Genomic DNA, 19,344 nt, shown 5'->3' with positions numbered 1-19,344 from the left:
GAACGTGAAGGCATTGAAGGAGTTTTTCTTTCAGTGTCTTTTTTTCGTCCTAAGGAAACGCTGAATCATGGGGACAGGCACACCGATACAATATGTAGAATGCACAAGTGTACCTGTCCCCATGCCATATTAAGGTGTAACAATAAAGCGAGGATCATTGATGATGAGCTCAACGATCTCTGCGGTTTGTCTAAACGTAGTATCAATAAGAAATGGTTGATTCAATGGATTGGATCGGAGCTTGTTCAACAAAAAGAGTGAACGTTCAATAGACGGAATATCCCCTCTGATCCTAATCCGTTCGATTACGTTTTCTTCTTCGGCCGTTAAAACGATATATTTCATTGTGATTTGCAAATCAGAAAGATTGTGATAAAACCATTCAAGTTCGTCTTCAACAACAAAGTCAATAACAACATTGAAGTCATCCTCGATGAAGCCTCTGGTCAGTGAAACAATATGCTTCCACGTTAGTCTCAAGCGCTTCTCCCAGGATGCCTCTGTTCCGTAATCAAACATATCAAGGATAGCGTCACCTTCAAGTAATACACAGTTATGGATTTTTTGTGCAAGTTTCTTTGAAGTGGTCGACTTTCCAACACCAATAGGGCCGGAAACGAGAAAAATGAAACGCTCTGACAATTTTCATCTACCTTCCTAATATTTAGAATATATTCAAAAATCATACCATATCCAGGAGAATATCGTCATGTTTAAGCTTTAAGGATCTTCGACTACTACAACACGCCTCTTATAGAGAGTTCATAAATTTTGTCATTAAGAAAAAATGTTTCGATTAAAATAGTTCTATCCTCAAATGCATTTACTGAAACCTTTTCCTCGGCAGGATCTTTTGACCTGTCAATATTCTCACATGCAAAAAGAAGAACACATGACAAAGCCAAAGTAAACAAGCTGGTTCTTTTAGCTTTCATTTTAGCCCCTCCATAGGTATCATTTTTCCGATTTGAAGTTGATGAGAAAATCATTCAAACGATTGATTGGCAAGTAAGTGAAACGTTCAAAACGAGCCACTATACTATGCGCGGAATACGAAATAAAGTAGCATTCATTGATGCCCCTTTCACCGACGGTCGTGAACAGAAGTATATGTGGCATTTTTGGGGTGTTGTGCCAGAAGGTGAGTTTACCGTGATTGGCGTGAAGGAGGGAAGTGACGAACTATCTCCTGTACTTACCAGGGGTAGTCAATCTGTATGGACCTATCATTCACCAGGTGGACAACACGCTGATGAACACCTCCCTTCAACGATGAGTGTTCGGGAATCAGGTAAATGGGCGCTCTTGATTTATATAGGTGAAGAATACTTTGATCAGATCATTGTAGAAGTAAACTAGTTCGTCAAGGTCAAAAATGCCGGTTGTATAAAGTAAGGTATCGATCATCCGTTCAATATGTATAAATTTTAAGTAGCTCTGAATAGAAGGGCTGCTTTTTTAATACCTGCAAGAATTGGTCTTGGTTCAGAATCCCTCGATCTAGTCCACGCAATAAGATTAACGATAGCCAACTACGGGTAGATTTCATTATAGAATTAAAAAAGAAAGGATGATTCTGTGTTAACAACGGTTTCGTGGCTTTTTTTAGGGATGGGTTTGTTGTCATCCCTCATAATAATAGTCGATGTGTACAAGAATCCACAGAAGATGAAAATCATGAATGTGGTTTGGCCAATCAATGGCTGGTTTTTCGGACCAATCGCGTTGTGGACTTACTTCAGATGGGGAAGGGTAAAGGCGAAAAATTTAGAGAAAGAAGACAACCGGGGGAGTGCTGCGAAAGTATTTGTATCAACAAGTCACTGCTCGGCAGGCTGCTCCTTCGGTGATGCCATCGGTGTTCCGATTGTGGCGATGACCGGTATCATGATTGCGGGTTCTACATTATTTGCTCATTATACGGTTGAATTCATACTCGCATATCTTTTCGGTATCATCTTCCAATTCTATGCGATTTATCCGATGAACAAAGAGGATGGAAAGCTTCAAGCTCTAAAGCAGGCTGTCAAAGCCGACTCCCTTTCCTTACTTGCATTTGAAATTGGGATGTTCGGATGGATGGCCATTGTCGAATATGTATTATTCACTGAACCTCCCAAGCCAACCGAGCCAACGTATTGGTTCATGATGCAAATTGCCATGATATTAGGATTTCTGACCAGCTATCCTGCGAATAAGCTATTGATTAAGAAAGGTCTTAAGGAAGCAATGTGATAGAGGGACTCGTCCTCATGCTCTATTTTATGGATATTGTTGGAAAAATACGGGCAAACCAGAAAAATGGCGCGTATTTCAAAATAATGGCGCGCAAATATATTTTTTCACGCATAAAGTGAAAAAATCACGCACAAATGTCTGAAAACCACGCATAAATTTATTCACCCTCCTTCAGTGCAGGGGGTGAATAAGTATTTTGTACAGTGCCAGTCTATGATTTTCCCTTAATGAGTGGCAATGGATGCAAATCAGTGGCTGTTACTTCGTAATTCTAGTGAAAAAGAGCAGTTTTCTAGCTTTTCTTGAAAGCATTGCAACAGGAAGGTAATGGGCATTCAAAAAGTTATCATAAGTCTCAATCTATTCTTCTAGTAAATATGTCATACAATACAACACCTACCCCCTAACTATTTTTGTAAGGGGGTTTTTATTATACTTACATTAATTGGTTCCCAACCACATCTCTTATTGGTAAAATTAGGTTGAATGTACAAGAATCAGACTACTAAAAATAATGCTTTTCACGTTTAAAGGAGGGTCACGTAGAATCTGGAAAAAAATAATATTCTCATCCGTATACATAGCAGAATGGCTCTTATTCTTGTTCTTACTTTTTTATGCGTTTGTCTTTCACTTGCTCAATTTCACCAATATTGCCCTGGTCGATTTTGATGAGGAACCAATTGTATTCAGGGAAGCTTGGTTCTTGATCAGTATCGTGGCTGTAGCGGTATTCTTCTTTTTTTATTTTAAGTACTTAACAGGAAGCAAGACTTATAGAAAAGTGAAGGAAGTAGTTTGGTCGATCTTTTTTGGCAGCACCGCACTATTTTGTACCATGTGGTTATGGATGTGTTACGTGATGTATAAAGAAGAGCTTATTGTAAATTATTTTGTGTTGGGCCTTTACATCATGGTGTTGATGGGACTTGCGGTACTATCGGTTAGGAAGTTTAAACAAGAGGGTTAGGGGATCGGGGGGAAAGGTCCCTTGGTACGCGCTACAAGTAACGAACCAGGGTACCTGTCCCTCTGGTCACCCGTGGTCGGGAAGGAGGATCGATCCAATGGACAAAAAATGCCCGGATTGTCAGGTGGATTTGTTTGAGGATTATAGTGAAGAAGTGTTCGAACAAGAAGATGGTTCGATGATGTTGGATACTTTTCCTGCATGGGTCTGCATGAATCATTGTGGGTATTATGAGCGGATCGAGACGTTTGAAGTGATTGCACAGCGCGATGACGACTGCTTCTTGCTTTTGTATGAGGGGGAGGAGGCAAGGATTCTGGATTTGCGGGACCGAATCCTTTTCCCACCGATGAACGTTCATGCGATTTTGTCAAAGGGATATTGGGAAGATGTCCGTTCAAATCGAGACATTGGTGAAGAAATGAAGAATATCAAACGTATAAAGGAGTGGAATAGATGATTTACAATTTCAGGATCGACCGTTCGCAGAGAGAATTTTTGAAAAGGCAACTGCAAGAGAATTCAGTTTTGTACCAGGGATGGGGGCAATATGATTTATCCAATGATACATTCATAGAGGATACGAAAATCTATTATCAATTAAAGTCTACGAGAACACCAACGAGTCTGAGCAGGATCAAATCTTTTAAGGACGGGGATGTCCTTCTCGTTCCTCACTTTCCAGAGAAGGGGCTCGTGACGTTTGCGGTTGTGGCTGGAAATTATCCTGGTTGCTATGAGAAGACGGAAGAAAATCCGCATCATCTGAACCATGCCATTAAAGTAAAGAAGGTCTATGGGCTTAATGTTGAAATCAGTATGTATAATCAGAGATTAGTAGAGTGGTATGGAAAGCTGTCTGGACTGAGACTGCCAATCATTACTTTAAATCATCTGGAAGATGCCATTACCGGGATGGTGAAGTTACTGGAAAGTGACCCTGAGACAAGATTCGGAAAATCTTCAATGAATGATTATTTGGGTAATCAGACGGATATGATGGTGGAATCGTTGCTTGACCAACTGCAGCGGTTAAGTCCAAGCAGAAGTGATTTGTCATTCGAAAAGGTTTGTGAAGACCTGCTTCTGCGCTATGGCTACGATCTTGTCAGAAGAAATTATTATAATGGGAAAAAAGGGGATGCGGACTTAGTTTTAAATAAAAAGAACCAATCGCATTCGCCATTTGAAGTGGGTGAGTATTACTTATTCGTTCAAATTAAAAAGCATCGAGGAGAGACAGATGACCATGCCGTGAATCAGTTGATCAATATCATGGAAGATGAAACGGACTACTTACCTGCAAGAGGATGTGTCATCAGTTTGGCAGAGTCATTCAGTGAAATGGCTGTTATGAAGGCCGGAGATGCAGGGATCAAGCTTATAAATGGTCCTGAAATCACAAAGCTGTTGGCTCATAACGCCCTGAGTCAGGTTGGGGAAGAATGATGTGCATCGAGTCATTTTTGTCTGTTAGCAGCGCTAAGAACAATGGTACCAACTAAATCCATCAAGCCAGAAAAAGGTCCTGTGATGACATCCGCCTTTCAAACAGGCATTCTTTTCTCATGGGTTTTCATAGTATTCAACCTGATTATGCTTCTGAATTTCATCTTGAAAATTAGTACTTATGGAATTGAAACAGGGGTAAAGAGTGCAGCGATTACTTACGTCTTATTAGTAGGGCCTTTCCTGACAATACTACATTTTTCTTCTGATTCAGGTGAAGGCATTCTTTACTTACTTTTGAACATTCTTGTGTTGTTTATTGTTTTTACATCGGGGTACTTGGCCAGACAATACAATCGATTGGTTGGCACAATCCTATTGGTGTTCCTCTTTATCGGGTTTGTTCTATGGTATTATTTATCTTTTTTGAGCCGTGCGGTGATTTAAAGTTCACTTATAAAATGTAGAATCCTAAAATGTATTGACGCACCAAACCGAATAAGGTAATATATTCCTAATTAAAATACGGAATAAACGGCTAGGAAGAGAAGAGTAATCTTGATTGTGTCATTTTCAGAGAGCTCCTGTTGGTGGGATGGAGCAATGACGATTTGGATGAAAAAAGGCTCTGAGCCTCGCACGGATCCAGCGGTTGCCTGGTGATGCTGCGACGGGATCTCCCGTTATAGAGATAGGGTATACTCAATCTTCAACATTGACGTACCCGAAGAGGTTGGTATGGTGACATATCAATAAACTGGGGTGGTACCGCGGAGCTTTAAACTCTCGTCCTCAAGATGAAGAATCTTGGGGGTGGGAGTTTTTTTGTTGTGAAAAAAGGTTGTGTACGGAAAATATGAAGACTGGAGTGAGAAGAATGGTTCATGAACAAATGGAGGGAAGACTGGAAAAATTAAATGAGTTGAGGTCAGAGGGGATTGAGGTATATCCAGAGCGATACACCACAAATACTGAACTCCCGGATGCGGCCCTACTTGAAGACGGTGCTTCAGGTATCCGTGTAGCTGGCAGGATCATGGGAATCAGGAACTTCAAGAAACTAACCTTCATCACCATTTCGAATATACAGGGAAGCTTGCAGCTTCTTTTGAAAAAGGATGAAGTAGGAGAAGGATCGTTTGAACGATTTCATAATTCAGTGGATATCGGTGATTTTATCGGGGTGGAAGGAAGGATGTATTCGACCCGGACTGGGGAGAAAACGTTAAGAATCGAGACGTATGTTTTTCTTGGCAAAGCATTACGGAGCCTCCCGGAAAAATGGCACGGCTTGAGCAACATTGAGACACGTTACAGGCAGCGGTACCTGGATCTGTTGATGACAAGTGACACACAAACCCGTATGCTTGCAAGAAGTAACATGCTACGCGCAATCCGTCGGTTCTTTGAAGACCAAGCATTCATTGAAGTGGAAACACCGATCTTGCAGCACACCTCCTCTGGTGCATTGGCGAAGCCTTTCAAGACGCATCATCATGCGCTCGACACGGAACTGAACTTACGGATCGCCCCTGAAACGTATTTGAAAAGATTGATTGCAGGCGGTTTTACGAAAGTGTTTGAAGTGGCAAAGTGCTTTCGGAATGAGGGGATCAGCCCTCAGCACTTACAGGAATTCACGATGGTCGAAGGATACGCGGCGTTCTGGAATTATGAAGACACAATGAAATTGATGAGGGAAATGGTGCTGTATCTACTTGAACAGACCTTCAGCACGACTACGATCAGCATAAGCGGTCAGATGATTGATTTTTCACAGGAATGGGAAGTCGTTTCATTCAGGGAGTTGATTCTCGAAAATACAGGAATAGATATTCATTTAGTTCCTACACCGGCTGATCTGATTGACGAAATTGAAAGCAGGAATATTCAACTCGAACATGCTGACCTTCATGCACTTGGAAGAGGCAACCTGATCGACCTGCTTTACAAAAAAACATGCAGGCCAAGACTGATCAAACCAACCTTCCTGACTCAGCACCCGATTGACCTGTCGCCACTTGCCAGAGCCAATGACGAAGACCCAAACGTGACCGATCGATTCCAGCTAGTCGTGAACGGTGCAGAAATCATCAATGCCTACTCTGAACTCGTCGATCCGATCGAACAAAGACGAAGATTGGAGGTTCAAGCCCTCTTAAAGAGTAATGGGGATGCAGAAGCGATGGAGATGGATGAAGACTATGTAACTGCAATGGAATACGGACTGCCTCCGATTTCAGGTTGGGGCTTCGGAATTGAACGACTGTTGATGGTATTGACCGATCAAGATACGATCAAGGATTGTGTGTTGTTTCCGTTGACCAGGAAATTGTAGACATAAGAGCGGCTGCATCCAATGGACGCAGCCGCTCTTATTTTAATTATGAAATTTAATGGATTCATATCCTGAATGGGGATGCTGACCATTGCATTCGCGCTTGTAAATGGCTTTGAGATCGGGCTGTGGCTGTGATAAGGAATGCAGATCCTTCTGATCCTTTACCTTGGAGTCCTTCATTAATTGAAGGATCCCTTTGTTCTGTTGTTTAAGTGAGGTTTGATTTGACATCGGTTCCTTCCTCCTCTGGGAATAGAATGTATGTTCAAATGAGAAAAGGGGCGGGGAGGTGTTTTTATTACTATAATTCTGATAAAGCATATCTGTCAAGTAGGGATTATGTGGGTGAGTATGGATATGGTAATTTAGGAGCGTGGAGTGGGATGACCGTGAATCGTTGAAAACAAGAGTACGGGATCTGAAAATAAAATGGGATATTTTGTTAAATTACGCGTATTCTTAAAAAATCACGCATAACTCAAGAAAATCGCGCACAAATCCAAATTTTCACGCGCAAATTGAAATTCCTACGCGCAAATCTTAATTTTCGCGCACAAATCCTTTTCCTTATATAAAATCGAATTCAACGTACGCCTAAAGTCCTCATTATAAATAAAAAACTGGCTGCCATGTTAGAAGATTACTTTAACATGGCGCCAGTCCGTTCATTTTTTGATTATTGAGTTACAAAGTGTTTGAAAAGAAGAAAAATGTAGGAAAAATGTGCGGGACATGTTGAGAGGAACTAAATTATAGGTGAAAATTAATCGTCTAATACTAAAGAATAACGATTAATCTTCAACACGATTCTCGAGGTTAAATACTCGTTTATCCACGTTTGTTATTCTTGTGTTCAAGTAATCAAAGTCAGTTTTACTGTTTTGCTTGTTCATTTTCAACAAAGCAATGACATCTTCCGTTTGAGAAGCTTCGATTCGATTGACTGTTTCCTTGATGTCTTTGACATCGCTTTGTGTGTTTGAAAGATCCTGGCTTAGTTGTTTGACATCAGCCCTAGTCTCATCCAAATCAATACGGATGCCGCGAACATCAGCACGAGTTTCTTTTAACTCGCTACCGAATTCCTTCATATTACGTTGGATGTCGAACAACATCTCAATGATTTGCTTTTCCATTTGTTTCACCTCCTTGCTTCGTATTATAAAACATGGATAACGATCTTACTACCTTAAAGACGTGAAGGAATCCAAATTTTGTCTAAAAGTGATCCGATATGATAGAGCATGATCGCTTTATTTCATGTTTCTATATTTTTCCTTGTTTACTAATCTGAATTTTGAAATAATTGGAATGTGAAGTGGTTTCTTATGGGTATTCAATTCATAATGAAGGAGTGTTCAATATGAAAAAAGGCAGGGTCTCAATACTCGGCGGTTTCATCCTCGGTCTCATCATTTCATTATTAACACTTAATTATGACGGATGGAAAGTCATCGAAATCGGTGTGAACGGGGAGGTCGACCGGATTACGAATGAGCTAGATGTTAACCTGATCACGGATTCTTTTCTGATCATGGCTGGTACAGGGATTGTCATTTATTTGGTCTTGTCTGTTTTGGAAAAACGATATAAAGGTGAGGGATAACATGAAATGGATTGTCTGTTTAATCCTCATGATTCCTTTGTTGAGTGGGTGCCGAGTGATTTTGTTTGATGAAAATAGTCATGAGCTATTCAAACCGGAAGAAGCCGTGACGCTGGAAGCCTTCGTGCAGATTTATCGCAATAAATTGTTGCTTCGCGGAGAATCAAACCTGCCGGAAGGGGCGATTGTTGAGTTTCGATTGAATCCTTATCGGGATGATGCTTCTTCTTTAAACATCGAGAACTATAAGGCGGAAACCCTTGAACAGATTGCCGATTCAGCCATTTCAAAAGTGGGTAGGGATGGAAAATTGGCGTCCATCTATCTTCAAAGACCTGATGAATCCAAACGGTATCGACTTGAAGCGGTGTTTGATCCAAGAAGGCAGGATGAAGAGGTTCAAGAAAGCTTCGGGGCAGCAGGGGAACGTTTGCCTCCGAGTAGTGGGAGAGTGACTGTACTTGAGCAAAAGGATAAAACCTTCCAAATCCAAAAGGTGATAAATATTAATAAGGTCGATGAACCGAACGGGCTGATGGCAAAGATGAGGTTGGCTCCATTGAAGGAATTAAGGGGAGCGAATTTCGTTGAGAAGCTCGAGCTTACTGCGGTGAAATAGATTGGATGAAGTCGCGGCGCCGATTCTAAACCGTCGCCGCACATCCCTCATCATTGATAATTCACAATCGCCGGACTCGGTTCCATTTTCAACACTTCTTCAGGTGTGAGTACTGGAACATCTTTCTCATAAAAGATCTTGAATCCGCCATACTGGTTCGGTTCGTTGTGAATGAATTTCTTGTAAAGTGCCTGCTTGTCGGCAGATGCTCCCCAGCCGTCAAAGTTGATGGCGACTTCAACGTTTTCTGTCGGTTTGATGGCGTCCTTGTTCGTTAATACAGGACCGGTGAATTGATGGACGAGGACGAGTTTATCCGGCAGGTTGTTTTTTTCTGTCAGCTGCGATATGTATTCGATTGCTTCTTGGATTTTCGTTCCGTCCACTTCTCCGAGATCCTCACCAGGTTTTTCCCCATCAGTAACATGGAACTCTGTGTCGATGGCCAGGTGGACGTTCGGTAGCTTCAGCCATTTTTCAACCATTTTCACTTGGTTCATGACGGTGTCTTTGCCGAGCTGGATGTCCAAGATCACGAGTGCGTCATGTTTTTTCGCCAAGTTCACATAGTTTTCGATATTCTTCTCCGACGTCATACTTACATAATCACCGTCTGGACCGGGATCACTCTGTGCCATCGTCGTAATCAACTCGATCGTTGGCACTGCCGGACGGTCGGGGTCAGCATCTGAATAGGCTTGCGTCTGCTCTTTCAATTTTTTCATGAATTCCTCCGGCTCGTATTTCCCAAGGATCCCCATATGTTCGGATTGAGGCGTCCCGTAATAGGTGACCAGGCGATGATTCTTCAGTGGTCCATCGGAAAAATCCTCGATACCATCTGCCAACGTGTCACTTTCCGGCTTCGTTTGTTCCTGACCTTCAGTTTGACCCTCATCTTCAGGCATTTGCTTCTCTTTTTCCTTTAAAAGTGTTTTCTGCATAAGAACAGCCTCTTTTGAAGGTTCCAACGCCTTGAAAGGGGGCTCTTCTTTTTTTGGTTCTTCTTTTTTAGTCTTTTCTTCTTCTTGTTTCGGTTCTGTCTTCGATGCATCTTCTACAGACGTATCCGTTTTCACTGAACTGGCAGCATCAGAGCACGCGCCAAGAATCAGTGAACCAGCTGCAAGAACCAGCAATAGTTTTTTCACGTTAACACATCCTTTTTTTACCTGAGAACATGGAGGATTTTAACACAATTTCCTGTCCGGGAAAACGATGTTAATAGAATGATAGCAAAACGTAATGAGAAAGTTAGAATCGAGGTAAAGTGTTCCAGTTGATTTGCTAGAATGTGGTGTTATTTGTAAAAATGCGCATAAAATAAAATTTTGGCGCATAAATCGAAAAAATCGCGCACAAATTCAAATTTTCGCGCGCAAATCTCAAAAACCACGCGCAAATCCAAAAAATGGCGCACAAATCCACCGGCCATGCTTCTCACAACCAAATTCTTCAAAAAACCTTATAGCTTTACTATACGTCACATGAAAAATAAAGCTAGTTTAGGAGGAACTATGAAATGCTGCATAGCTTACTACTAATTATTGTGTACTTATTCATCAAAATCGACTAAACCACGAACCGTTCCTTCCCAAATAGCCATTTGAAGAAAAGAGTAGACTTACTGCCAGCCTATTGAAAGACATCATTTTTGAAGGATAAGCAGAAACGTTTGCTTCTAATCGAGATCTGGATGTCAACGCGCCTTGGTCTGAACCTCTGCGGGCTGAAGAGAGAAAAATCGTCTTGATCGAGATCAGGCAACATAGGGATTCTTTAAGTGTCGACCTCTACTATGATTTTCATCTGGGTAATGATGAAAAGAGGATCCCAAAGTGGTCCAATGATAAAGTCGGCAGAATGATTACCGAACGTTTCATGACGAATCAACCTGATGTAGAAGCAGAGGATTGGACGATGATGGATGAGTTGTAGATTGTACTTGGCAGTAATTATGGGGAACTCCTTGGAGAGTGAAGGCAATTGGTAATTCTTTCTTGCTCTGTTGGGAGGTTTTTGAAATAATGGGTGATAGGTGTAGGATTGGTCATATTAGGTGGAGGAAATGCCATAGGAAGCTGACAAGCAGAAAGATTCTTTATTAAAGATATACACGGATTTCTTTTGCTGTTCTGTTTGGTAGTCTATCAGTTTTAATGTTTTCATTCTAAAGAGGGTGACTATGGTTTCGTTAAGCATTTTTCGCGGATCTATGAGTGGAAGAATAATCGAACCGATCCGATTTTATAACCATTGTTGGTTCGTTATTCGGCTTCATTGTTTCCTATTTTAATTACTTCTTAGACTTTGCATTATCTTAGGCAGGAGGTTTATCTTATGGGTGGTTTTAACGTCGGCGATATACTTTTTCAGCTGTTTAGTTTGATATTCATCATTTGGGTAGTCGGTCTTATCGTCATTCTACTCCGTGCGTTTACAAAACGCGGGAGGCAACTCAATCGCATAGAAGAACAACTAAACTCCATAACAGAGGAGTTAAAGAAAAAGAATCAGTAACTTTATAAGATAGATCAACAAAGTAATCTTACATAAGAAAGGAAATCCACATGCTACAAAACATCTTATCCATCATCCTAACCATTGTCCTGATCGCATCAATTATCTACGTGATTAGAAAAAGAAAAAAAGCGGGAATAACAGGTTTCAAAACGGCCTTGACGTCCATCTGCTTTTTTCTTATTGGTGTCGTCAATCTACTTGCATACTGGTTTGATTTCATGGGCTTTTGGAATTGGGCTCTAACGATCATCTTGTTGATGGCAGGAGCTTATTTTACAAAATTCATGCGATTGTCTGAGAAACGAACATAACGGGGGGAATACATTTGATAAAAGCAAAAGAGATGGAGCAAGCGATCGATTTTAAGAAGCTGATCATCGTGGAGTTACAAATGAAATTCGAGGAGCTGAGAGAGAAGTATCCTGATGCCAAGAAGATTGTGTATGTGACGGCAACCGCGACAATCGAGGCGGACTTTCAAATGCAGCTGGCAGAAGACCTTGAAGGTGAACCGATCATGGGTCGTGCTTTGCAGGAATCCGAACTCAATCCTGGTATTGATATCAGTGACAAGACACTGGTCAATCCTTCCGCATGCATCTATTTATCAAACGTGAAGTTGACGCCGCTCACAGCACCAAATGAACCGGTTTACCTTGAGGAGTTCATCTTGTTCTCCGATCATTTGTTAGGACTTACGGTTAGTGGTGTTTGAGCAGGGGAATAGGATGAACTCTCATGGTTTCCAGTTTCAGGATTTTCTCCATATGAATGAAACTGATATACATCATTATCACAGGTTGGCCGGTTCATACGCCGTCATTAGCTGTCGAGAGAAATATTTACTTTGTTATAACACCCTCAGAGAGCAGTGGGAAATCCCTGCAGGCCGCAGGGATGAGGGCGAGACCGCGAAGGAATGTGCAATCAGGGAACTTTACGAAGAGACCGGGCAAATCGTGCAGGATTTAGCATTCAAAGGTTTGCTGAAAGTGAAAAACGTCACTACCAATGAAATAAAATACAATCCCGTATACGTTGCATCGGTAGAAAAACTGCGGCCCTTTCAGGAAAATGTAGAAACATCCCGAATCCGACTATGGGACTTAAAGGAACCACTCGGTAATATCGATCAAGTAGATAATCAGTTGTTGGAATTTTTCAACTACAATGTAAAGGAGTGAACACAATGGCAACATGGGTAACCCATTTTAGAATCACGGAAGAATTAATAAAAAATGAACTCCCCGTTTCACCAATCGAATTTCTGGTCGGGAACATCGGACCGGATTGTGGTCTTATTGGAGAAGATGGGAAGCCTGTACCCCCAAAGGAGATCACGCACTTCAAGGGTGAAGCAGGAATAGATTCCGATGCTTTTTACAATCAATATCTTGAAACTGACCAAGAAATGCAGGTACCTGAGTTTTCCTATCTATTAGGCTATTATATCCACCTCGTCACGGATGAAGAGTGGCTTAAACTGTTAAAGGAAAAGAAGAAGGAAAAAGCGTACCGGGACATATTGGATTCACCGGATTATGCAAGGCTGGTGAAGAAAGATTGGTATGGGTTGGACTTTCAATATTTACAGAATCATAAAGACAGTATCTTCTGGACTGAATTTCAGCATATAACGGAATTCCCTGAGTACCTGGATTTCTTCCCGGTGGGGCAGACGCTTACACAAATCAGGAACATCACTGAATTCTATCAGACTAGTTCGATTTCTCCTGAACATCGCTACATTTATCTCAAAGAAGATGAAGTCGATGCGTTCGTTCAGCATACCGTACAGAAGGTTTCAGCATTGTTGAAACAGCGAAAATCAATGCAGGTGATGTAAGGGAATCCAGACAATAAAGAGGGTTGAGGCAACATGAGTTACTCTTTAAGAAAAAGAACAAAGGAAGATGTCGCTGAGTTCATTACTTGGACTTACGAGGGCATCTATTCTTTTTACGATAATAATATTCAAGAGGAAAAAATCACCGCTTACCTGCAAAGTGTCGACAAGGATCTGTTCTATTCCGTCATTGATGACCACGGTAGATTGATCGGGAATTGCGAATTCTTTGACGTAGGGGATGCGCCTGAAGTCGTGATGGCGGTGGGCGTTCAAATGAAACCGACCTTAACTGGTAAAGGGGGCGGCCTGGAGTTTATCCAATCGATCATTGATGTCGGGAGAGAAATTATAGGCTTTAACCACCTGGAACTAGCCGTAGTGGAATTTAATGAGCGTGCCATCAGGGTTTATGAGCAGGCGGGATTCAAAAGGAAAGGAGGATTTCAAAACAAGATCAGAGGCGAAGAGTATCGGTTCATCATTATGGAGAGGGATTGGTGAGATTCTAATCCATGATAAATAAGACATTCTCTAGAATGGCGATCAGATGAATCTGTACATCTTGCGGATCGTATGATCGACCCGTTCTAGATAGTGTTCATATAACAGTAGGGTCTTTAAGATTTATTCCGAATTGCATTCATTTCTGCTTCTTCTTAACATTTTTACCCATCAGTGCAGTTGCGATTGCAGCCATCATATCTCCAATCATTGAAAGAATCGCTGTCATCTAAATCATCCCTTATCATTTTTTATCTCTCTCTTATATATATTTTACCATAATAAGTAAATATTTTATCTTCAATTCTTTATAAAATAACGGAATGTTAATTTTTCTTCGACAATTCATCAAATAGGGGGGAACGCAGTGGTGAATAAGAAAAAAACGATCGTCTTAATCGCTACCGTAATCATCCTGATCGCTTCCTATACCTGGCATCAATCCACAAAACGATACGGAAATGACAAAGAATCGATCATCAAGGTGATCAAGTCGGTCGAAGGCTACGAGGACAAAGACATTCAACTCATACAAATCAAGGATTTTGGCGAGCTCAGATATGTGGGGTTTCTAGCCGATCGCATGCCTTCCTATATCCAGTTCAGACGAAATGGTAAGGGGAATTACGAGTGGAAACACCTTGAATCCAATCAAAACGAATCTTTCGCCATGTTTTCGCCTAGTTTACCAAACTTCAGAAAAATCATGTTCGTCACGAACGCTCAAAATGAGATTGCGAAAATGACGGTTGATATTAACGGGGAAACAGAGGTCCAGACGTTCCCTCCTAAAGAGCCAAGTGTGGAGTGGCTCGACCTACCCGAATCCGATGATGATGGATATAGTTATCGAAATTACAGGTACTATGATGAGGATGGCGCTTTGATTGCAGAGTATGAATGATTCTTAACGAATGACAGGGGGAACACAATGAACCAACATGAAATGAGTAAGATCAACCGATCGGGGTGGGAGCAGTCAGCCTACAAAGCCTGGGTCAACCGACATGGTGAGCCGCAGGAATATGCTAAATGTTTAAAAGCGAATCCAGAAAAGGCCGTCGCCCATTACCTTCCGTTCATGGGAAATGTTAAGGGAAAGAAAATAGTCAACCTGCTCGGTTCAAAGGGGAATAAGGCGGTTTCATTTGCTTTACTGGGTGCAGATGTAACGGTGGTGGATCTTTCAAGTGAAAACCAAAGGTATGCGACACAACTTGCTGATGCAGCGAGCGTCCACATTCATTATATCATTTCCGACGTACTTGATATTCCGACCGAACATCAACCGACCGATATGGATTTTGTCCTTTTAGAAGTAGGGGTCCTGCACTATTTCGTGGATTTACCGCCCCTCTTTGAAATGATTTGCAGGAGCTTGAAGCCTGGAGGTAAATTGATTTTACGAGACTATCACCCTATGGTTTCTAAGCTTCTCAGTGTTGAGGATGACAGCATGGTGGCCAAAGGAAACTACTTTGACGAAGGCATGAAGGAAGTCGATGTAGCCTATAGCATTCTCTTGCCTGAAGGCGAACGGGAGGCGTTAACCAAAAACCGCATTCGCAGATGGACGTTAGGCGAAATCATTACCTCTATTGCAAAAGCTGGATTGAAGGTTGAAAGCTTGGAAGAAGAAGCAGGAATCAAATGGGCATTCCCACCTCATGCAGCGGATAAAATCGAGGAACGGATACCGGGTTTATATACAATTTTGGCAGAAAAGACGTGCTGACGTATCGTACTAGGATGCGTTACGCACTGCTTCCAGTCTACATTCATTTTCAGAACCGTACTTAACAACGCAAATCAGCTTCGTTATGGTAAAATCAGGATAGACTACATAACAGGAGGAAACAATCATGTTTAAACATATCATTTGGGACTTCGACGGTACGCTCTTTGATACATATCCCGTCATGGCTGGCGTTTTTAAAGAAACATTATCTAGTCACGGAATCGAAGAACCGGTCGAGGAAATCACGAAACAAATGAAGATCTCGATGAGAACCGCCCTCTCATATTACGAAAAAAAATATGCGATCGGGGAAGCGTTCCACTCCTCCTACGAATCCCGCAGAAAAGAAGTGGAGTTCGATCAATCCGAGCCTTTCGAAGGAATCGCGGAGCTTTGTAAGTATATTCATGATACAGGCAGAAGGAATTACTTATACACCCACAGAGGCGAGTCTTCAATCCAGATGCTAGAGAGTTATGGTATGACCCCATATTTTACGGATTTCATCACGTCAGACCACGGATTCCGGAGAAAACCGAGCCCTGACGCCATTCAACATCTACTTGATACACACGGTATCGATCGTGCTGATGCCATCATGATCGGCGACCGAGATCTTGATTTGCAATCAGGGAAAAATGCAGGGATCAGTTCGTGCCTGTTCACTGATAAGTTGGAAGAGAATCCGTATGCTGATTATGTGGTGACCCGTGTGGAAGAATTTTATAAGATTCTTTAATAAATAGTTTACGTTTTGGGAGGTGATTTCCATAATCAACTATGACGGAAAAAGATTTGTTTCAGTCAGCAACTCAGCCAACGGCGAGGTATCATCAGCGACATATTTTGAATATCAGCAAGATGAAACGATTCTTTCTGCTTCCTATCAGGGAGGGGACATCGTAAAGGGAACCCTTATTGGAGTTGTAAAGGAAGATAGCAGCCTGGAGTTCAGATATAACCACATCAATACGAATAATGAGCTAAGAGGTGGCGTTTGCCAATCAACCCCAGAGATCCTACCTGATGGAAGAATCAGGTTGCATGAACGCTGGACATGGAGTGATGGCGAGGATCGAGAGGGCACATCAGTGATTGAAGAAGTTAAATAATGTCCGTAGGCATGTTATGAGCATATGCTTCCTACATTAAAGGTGGTAAAACATTTTGCAACGTTGCATTAATTGTAAAACGGAATTTAAATGGAAAGAGATCTATCGATATTTATGGGGACATTTATTCAACCCGATAAAATGTGAATCTTGTGGTGAAGACCACTACATAACGGTAAAGGGCCGATTGACCAATAGTATGTTAGTGATTCTTCCAATGTTGTTGTTTGGCCAATTTCTATCCCCTTTCAATCACATGCTTTTGAGTCTTGGATTCGGAATTTCAGTCGGACTGATTGGTTCACTGCTGACGCCATTCTTGGTTACGTTCAAGATTGAAGAAACAAAGAATATATAATGTGAAAAATTGGTTTTTTAACATAGAAAGAATCTTAAGCGAGACCAACAAGGAGAGAAACCACATGAATCTACACATAAGAGAAGCAGCAAAGAATGACTATGAAATCGTGCATAGACTACAAAAACAAGTCCACGAACTTCATACGAAAGAAAGACCGGACCACTATAAAGCAGCTGATACCACATTGGACAAAGAATACTTCTTCAACTTGATCGATGGGGAAAACACCAAGATTTTCTTATTAGAAGACGATCAGCCAGTTGCTTATACCATTCTTACAATCAAGAATACTGAAGACAGGCCGATCCTCGTTCCAAAGAAAGTTGTCTATATGGATGACTTTGGCGTGGATGTGACGTACAGAGGAAAAGGGTTGGGAAAAGCATTCTTCAGGAAGATCGTCGAATTTGCAAAGGACATAGAGGCAGATTCTTTGGAATTAGGGGTGTGGGAATTCAATGAAGATGCTATTAAATTCTATGAATCAATGAATTTAAAGACAAAAGTCAGACGGATGGAATTGAAGTTATAGTCCACTTCTAGTGATTCTGAAGTGACAAATGTTGATTCTTTAGGTAGTTGTCACTGCTTTGTACATCCTTAATCCAACCAATTCAAAAAAGGGAGGGAAGAATCCTGAGAACATTACTATTCTTGATACCATCCCTGTTAATACTTTTATCCTCAACTGCTTGTGTCAAACCAAATCAATCACTCACAATTTCAACTGATGCAGTCATCACCAAATTGTCTGAAGAAGAATTCAATCAAATCTCAATTAAGGGTCTTAACAAACCTTCAAGGGATGATTTTCGCAAATTGACCTTCGATTTAAACATCGAACATTTGGAAAACGTCGTTGAACGTGGAATTACCTTTCCAGACTATGAAACCTGGAAACATTCGCTTGATTCAATAGACGGTAAAAAGAGATATTGGGTTGGAAGAGGGACTGAACAGAACAATGATGGAGAGAAGATGGTGAGATATCACAGGGAGATTATCATTTATTCAAATGGATTAAGCAACGAAGAAATACAAGAGGCATTTCAGGATATTGTTGTTGAAGTGTATCTAAAGAGGGAAGATGGAATGCCCATAGAAAAAACATATCGGGTAGGGGATTTCATTCAGTTCTCGCCATAAATTAAACCGCTAAGTTTGTAGAATTATTGGTAAGTGTTTAGGATCTAAAATAATTGTCTTAAAGTCTTGGGTAAATTGTTGATTTTATCCAAAAGTATTGGTACGTTAATTATGTGAAATACTTCACAACCTAGAGGGGTGGCAATTATTGAAATTTGTTGTTCATTATACATGTGGTGAAATGGTGAAAGTTGGATAAAATCTAAACCATTCTGGGAACAAGGGCTTGTTCCTCATAGAGAATACTTGGTCAAAAATCTTGGTGACAAATTAGTTGCAGGTGGTCCATTCGGGGACAATTCTGGTGGTTTAGTCATCATCGAAGCAAATGACCTTACAGACATAGAAGAAGTGATTCATCATGACCCTGCTATTGCTGAAAATAAACTTGTGGCCAAGATCCATCCCTGGGTGACAGTCAGCGGTATTTTCAACAAATAATTTCTGATAGTTAAGTACATAAGGAGGATGATGAACATGAGATTTTTAATTCTGTTAACACCAGATGAAAATTGGAGAGATGATGTGCACTTCCATAACCAACCTTACATGCCGGAGCACGCAGTTTATGTGCAAGGATTCTTTAACAAAGGAAATGTGATCTTGGCTGGACCATTTGGGGATCTATCCGGTGGAGCCATAGTGGTTGATTTTGAACGTGAAGAGGAAGTCATGATGTTCGTAAAAAATGACCCAACGGTTATGAAAGGCATCTTTACATATGAAGTGAAGAGATGGGGCGAAGGGATGAGTAAGTTCGAACATAAGAACCCTGACTTCGGTCAAGAGTATTTGGACTTTAAGCACAGGAGACAAAAGGAATTGGGCATCAGCGAGGAAACATTCCAATCACTCCACCTCAGGCATTCAAAAATATGATAGTTTAATAGT

29 protein-coding genes and 1 other annotated feature are annotated in these 19,344 nt (G+C 41.2%); of the genes, 24 read left to right on the top strand and 5 right to left on the bottom strand.

Going from position 1 to position 19,344, the window contains the following annotated elements; translation table 11 throughout:
* Window positions 1-129: 129 nt before the first annotated feature.
* Both LCM10_RS04055 and LCM10_RS04050 read right to left on the bottom strand, forming a co-directional pair.
* On the bottom strand, window positions 130-642 hold the full coding sequence (locus tag LCM10_RS04055; RefSeq protein ID WP_224874889.1) for an AAA family ATPase: 513 nt from the start codon (window positions 640-642) through the stop codon (window positions 130-132).
* Window positions 643-737: 95 nt separating this feature from the next.
* A complete protein-coding gene (locus LCM10_RS04050; protein WP_224874888.1) occupies window positions 738-935 on the bottom strand; it encodes a hypothetical protein in 198 nt (65 codons plus the stop codon).
* A 49-nt stretch (window positions 936-984) separates the two neighbouring features.
* Between LCM10_RS04050 and LCM10_RS04045 the strand changes: the two genes are divergently transcribed.
* From LCM10_RS04045 to lysS, 6 genes are all read left to right on the top strand, one after another.
* Window positions 985-1,359, top strand: a complete 375-nt coding sequence (locus tag LCM10_RS04045; protein WP_224875591.1) for a DUF4871 domain-containing protein — start codon at window positions 985-987, stop codon at window positions 1,357-1,359.
* 318 nt (window positions 1,360-1,677) lie between these two features.
* A complete protein-coding gene (locus LCM10_RS04040; RefSeq protein WP_224874887.1) occupies window positions 1,678-2,235 on the top strand; it encodes a DUF4396 domain-containing protein in 558 nt (185 codons plus the stop codon).
* A gap of 604 nt (window positions 2,236-2,839) precedes the next feature.
* The gene (locus LCM10_RS04035; protein ID WP_224874886.1) at window positions 2,840-3,208 is read left to right on the top strand and encodes a hypothetical protein; all 369 of its coding nucleotides are present in this window, start codon (window positions 2,840-2,842) and stop codon (window positions 3,206-3,208) included.
* Window positions 3,209-3,305: 97 nt separating this feature from the next.
* A complete protein-coding gene (locus tag LCM10_RS04030; RefSeq protein WP_224874885.1) occupies window positions 3,306-3,668 on the top strand; it encodes a hypothetical protein in 363 nt (120 codons plus the stop codon).
* Window positions 3,665-4,657, top strand: a complete 993-nt coding sequence (locus LCM10_RS04025; RefSeq protein ID WP_224874884.1) for a restriction endonuclease — start codon at window positions 3,665-3,667, stop codon at window positions 4,655-4,657. The genes LCM10_RS04030 and LCM10_RS04025 overlap by 4 nt, the downstream gene beginning before the upstream one ends.
* A 531-nt stretch (window positions 4,658-5,188) precedes the next feature.
* Window positions 5,189-5,454: a binding site (T-box leader), on the top strand.
* Window positions 5,455-5,534: 80 nt separating this feature from the next.
* A complete protein-coding gene (gene lysS / locus LCM10_RS04020) occupies window positions 5,535-6,995 on the top strand; it encodes a lysine--tRNA ligase (RefSeq protein ID WP_224874883.1) in 1,461 nt (486 codons plus the stop codon).
* A gap of 42 nt (window positions 6,996-7,037) precedes the next feature.
* Here the strand turns inward: lysS and LCM10_RS04015 are convergent, their stop codons facing one another.
* Together LCM10_RS04015 and LCM10_RS04010 are read right to left on the bottom strand one after the other, a co-directional pair.
* Window positions 7,038-7,229 (bottom strand): hypothetical protein, encoded by a 192-nt coding sequence (locus LCM10_RS04015; RefSeq protein WP_224874882.1) that lies wholly within the window; start codon window positions 7,227-7,229, stop codon window positions 7,038-7,040.
* 560 nt (window positions 7,230-7,789) lie between these two features.
* A complete protein-coding gene (locus tag LCM10_RS04010) occupies window positions 7,790-8,134 on the bottom strand; it encodes a hypothetical protein (protein ID WP_224874881.1) in 345 nt (114 codons plus the stop codon).
* Window positions 8,135-8,361: 227 nt separating this feature from the next.
* Between LCM10_RS04010 and LCM10_RS04005 the strand changes: the two genes are divergently transcribed.
* Window positions 8,362-8,604 carry a hypothetical protein gene (locus LCM10_RS04005; RefSeq protein ID WP_224874880.1) on the top strand — a complete coding sequence of 81 codons (243 nt, stop codon included), beginning with the start codon at window positions 8,362-8,364 and terminating at the stop codon, window positions 8,602-8,604.
* Window position 8,605: 1 nt separating this feature from the next.
* Window positions 8,606-9,223, top strand: coding sequence for a hypothetical protein (locus LCM10_RS04000; RefSeq protein ID WP_224874879.1), 618 nt, complete (start codon window positions 8,606-8,608; stop codon window positions 9,221-9,223).
* A gap of 50 nt (window positions 9,224-9,273) precedes the next feature.
* Here the strand turns inward: LCM10_RS04000 and LCM10_RS03995 are convergent, their stop codons facing one another.
* Window positions 9,274-10,374: a hypothetical protein gene (locus tag LCM10_RS03995; RefSeq protein ID WP_224874878.1), complete on the bottom strand. Its 1,101-nt coding sequence runs from the start codon at window positions 10,372-10,374 to the stop codon at window positions 9,274-9,276.
* A gap of 598 nt (window positions 10,375-10,972) precedes the next feature.
* Between LCM10_RS03995 and LCM10_RS03990 the strand changes: the two genes are divergently transcribed.
* The 16 genes from LCM10_RS03990 (at window position 10,973) to LCM10_RS03915 (ending at window position 19,332) form a co-directional block, all read left to right on the top strand.
* A complete protein-coding gene (locus LCM10_RS03990) occupies window positions 10,973-11,161 on the top strand; it encodes a DUF2268 domain-containing protein (protein ID WP_224874877.1) in 189 nt (62 codons plus the stop codon).
* A gap of 402 nt (window positions 11,162-11,563) precedes the next feature.
* Entirely contained in the window at window positions 11,564-11,743 is a 180-nt protein-coding gene (locus LCM10_RS03985; protein WP_224874876.1) for a DUF4083 domain-containing protein, read from the top strand.
* Window positions 11,744-11,793: 50 nt separating this feature from the next.
* Entirely contained in the window at window positions 11,794-12,057 is a 264-nt protein-coding gene (locus LCM10_RS03980; RefSeq protein WP_224874875.1) for a hypothetical protein, read from the top strand.
* A 14-nt stretch (window positions 12,058-12,071) separates the two neighbouring features.
* Window positions 12,072-12,461 carry a hypothetical protein gene (locus LCM10_RS03975; RefSeq protein WP_224874874.1) on the top strand — a complete coding sequence of 130 codons (390 nt, stop codon included), beginning with the start codon at window positions 12,072-12,074 and terminating at the stop codon, window positions 12,459-12,461.
* Window positions 12,462-12,513: 52 nt separating this feature from the next.
* Window positions 12,514-12,930, top strand: coding sequence for an NUDIX domain-containing protein (locus LCM10_RS03970; protein WP_224874873.1), 417 nt, complete (start codon window positions 12,514-12,516; stop codon window positions 12,928-12,930).
* 5 nt (window positions 12,931-12,935) lie between these two features.
* Window positions 12,936-13,592, top strand: a complete 657-nt coding sequence (locus tag LCM10_RS03965) for a zinc dependent phospholipase C family protein (RefSeq protein WP_224874872.1) — start codon at window positions 12,936-12,938, stop codon at window positions 13,590-13,592.
* A 33-nt stretch (window positions 13,593-13,625) separates the two neighbouring features.
* Window positions 13,626-14,096: a GNAT family N-acetyltransferase gene (locus LCM10_RS03960; protein WP_224874871.1), complete on the top strand. Its 471-nt coding sequence runs from the start codon at window positions 13,626-13,628 to the stop codon at window positions 14,094-14,096.
* A gap of 367 nt (window positions 14,097-14,463) precedes the next feature.
* The gene (locus LCM10_RS03955) at window positions 14,464-15,000 is read left to right on the top strand and encodes a hypothetical protein (RefSeq protein WP_224874870.1); all 537 of its coding nucleotides are present in this window, start codon (window positions 14,464-14,466) and stop codon (window positions 14,998-15,000) included.
* 27 nt (window positions 15,001-15,027) lie between these two features.
* Window positions 15,028-15,831: a class I SAM-dependent methyltransferase gene (locus LCM10_RS03950; protein ID WP_224874869.1), complete on the top strand. Its 804-nt coding sequence runs from the start codon at window positions 15,028-15,030 to the stop codon at window positions 15,829-15,831.
* A gap of 127 nt (window positions 15,832-15,958) precedes the next feature.
* Window positions 15,959-16,573, top strand: coding sequence for an HAD-IA family hydrolase (locus tag LCM10_RS03945; RefSeq protein WP_224874868.1), 615 nt, complete (start codon window positions 15,959-15,961; stop codon window positions 16,571-16,573).
* Between the two features lie 22 nt (window positions 16,574-16,595).
* Window positions 16,596-16,946 carry a n-acetylglutamate synthase gene (locus tag LCM10_RS03940; protein ID WP_412103359.1) on the top strand — a complete coding sequence of 117 codons (351 nt, stop codon included), beginning with the start codon at window positions 16,596-16,598 and terminating at the stop codon, window positions 16,944-16,946.
* 55 nt (window positions 16,947-17,001) lie between these two features.
* Window positions 17,002-17,304, top strand: coding sequence for a TIGR04104 family putative zinc finger protein (locus tag LCM10_RS03935; RefSeq protein WP_224874867.1), 303 nt, complete (start codon window positions 17,002-17,004; stop codon window positions 17,302-17,304).
* Window positions 17,305-17,368: 64 nt separating this feature from the next.
* The gene (locus LCM10_RS03930; protein WP_224874866.1) at window positions 17,369-17,839 is read left to right on the top strand and encodes a GNAT family N-acetyltransferase; all 471 of its coding nucleotides are present in this window, start codon (window positions 17,369-17,371) and stop codon (window positions 17,837-17,839) included.
* A 215-nt stretch (window positions 17,840-18,054) separates the two neighbouring features.
* On the top strand, window positions 18,055-18,453 hold the full coding sequence (locus LCM10_RS03925) for a hypothetical protein (protein WP_224874865.1): 399 nt from the start codon (window positions 18,055-18,057) through the stop codon (window positions 18,451-18,453).
* A gap of 246 nt (window positions 18,454-18,699) precedes the next feature.
* Complete coding sequence (locus LCM10_RS03920; RefSeq protein ID WP_224874864.1) at window positions 18,700-18,894, top strand: YciI family protein; 195 nt, start codon at window positions 18,700-18,702, stop codon at window positions 18,892-18,894.
* Window positions 18,895-18,930: 36 nt separating this feature from the next.
* Entirely contained in the window at window positions 18,931-19,332 is a 402-nt protein-coding gene (locus LCM10_RS03915; RefSeq protein ID WP_224874863.1) for a YciI family protein, read from the top strand.
* Window positions 19,333-19,344: the final 12 nt, after the last annotated feature.

It is taken from the genome of Rossellomorea aquimaris (genome assembly GCF_020171925.1).
GTDB classification, from domain to species: Bacteria; Bacillota; Bacilli; order Bacillales; family Bacillaceae_B; genus Rossellomorea; species Rossellomorea aquimaris_F.
The sequence above is the reverse complement of the archived record's forward strand: the minus strand, read 5'-3'. Positions and strand labels throughout refer to the sequence as shown.

What these genes read in the sequence shown, in the direction of transcription:
- LCM10_RS03960 (WP_224874871.1), top strand. Translation starts at nt 13,626, where the DNA reads ATGAGTTACTCTTTAAGAAAAAGAACAAAGGAAGATGTCGCTGAGTTC.
- LCM10_RS04040 (WP_224874887.1), top strand. Translation starts at nt 1,678, where the DNA reads ATGAATGTGGTTTGGCCAATCAATGGCTGGTTTTTCGGACCAATCGCG.
- LCM10_RS03945 (WP_224874868.1), top strand. Translation starts at nt 15,959, where the DNA reads ATGTTTAAACATATCATTTGGGACTTCGACGGTACGCTCTTTGATACA.
- LCM10_RS04030 (WP_224874885.1), top strand. Translation starts at nt 3,306, where the DNA reads ATGGACAAAAAATGCCCGGATTGTCAGGTGGATTTGTTTGAGGATTAT.
- LCM10_RS03980 (WP_224874875.1), top strand. Translation starts at nt 11,794, where the DNA reads ATGCTACAAAACATCTTATCCATCATCCTAACCATTGTCCTGATCGCA.
- LCM10_RS03915 (WP_224874863.1), top strand. Translation starts at nt 18,931, where the DNA reads ATGAGATTTTTAATTCTGTTAACACCAGATGAAAATTGGAGAGATGAT.
- LCM10_RS04050 (WP_224874888.1), bottom strand. Translation starts at nt 935, where the DNA reads ATGAAAGCTAAAAGAACCAGCTTGTTTACTTTGGCTTTGTCATGTGTT.
- LCM10_RS03985 (WP_224874876.1), top strand. Translation starts at nt 11,564, where the DNA reads ATGGGTGGTTTTAACGTCGGCGATATACTTTTTCAGCTGTTTAGTTTG.
- LCM10_RS04015 (WP_224874882.1), bottom strand. Translation starts at nt 7,229, where the DNA reads ATGTCAAATCAAACCTCACTTAAACAACAGAACAAAGGGATCCTTCAA.
- LCM10_RS04000 (WP_224874879.1), top strand. Translation starts at nt 8,606, where the DNA reads ATGAAATGGATTGTCTGTTTAATCCTCATGATTCCTTTGTTGAGTGGG.
- LCM10_RS03950 (WP_224874869.1), top strand. Translation starts at nt 15,028, where the DNA reads ATGAACCAACATGAAATGAGTAAGATCAACCGATCGGGGTGGGAGCAG.
- LCM10_RS04005 (WP_224874880.1), top strand. Translation starts at nt 8,362, where the DNA reads ATGAAAAAAGGCAGGGTCTCAATACTCGGCGGTTTCATCCTCGGTCTC.
- LCM10_RS03970 (WP_224874873.1), top strand. Translation starts at nt 12,514, where the DNA reads ATGAATGAAACTGATATACATCATTATCACAGGTTGGCCGGTTCATAC.
- lysS (WP_224874883.1), top strand. Translation starts at nt 5,535, where the DNA reads ATGGTTCATGAACAAATGGAGGGAAGACTGGAAAAATTAAATGAGTTG.
- LCM10_RS04025 (WP_224874884.1), top strand. Translation starts at nt 3,665, where the DNA reads ATGATTTACAATTTCAGGATCGACCGTTCGCAGAGAGAATTTTTGAAA.
- LCM10_RS03965 (WP_224874872.1), top strand. Translation starts at nt 12,936, where the DNA reads ATGGCAACATGGGTAACCCATTTTAGAATCACGGAAGAATTAATAAAA.
- LCM10_RS04010 (WP_224874881.1), bottom strand. Translation starts at nt 8,134, where the DNA reads ATGGAAAAGCAAATCATTGAGATGTTGTTCGACATCCAACGTAATATG.
- LCM10_RS03930 (WP_224874866.1), top strand. Translation starts at nt 17,369, where the DNA reads ATGAATCTACACATAAGAGAAGCAGCAAAGAATGACTATGAAATCGTG.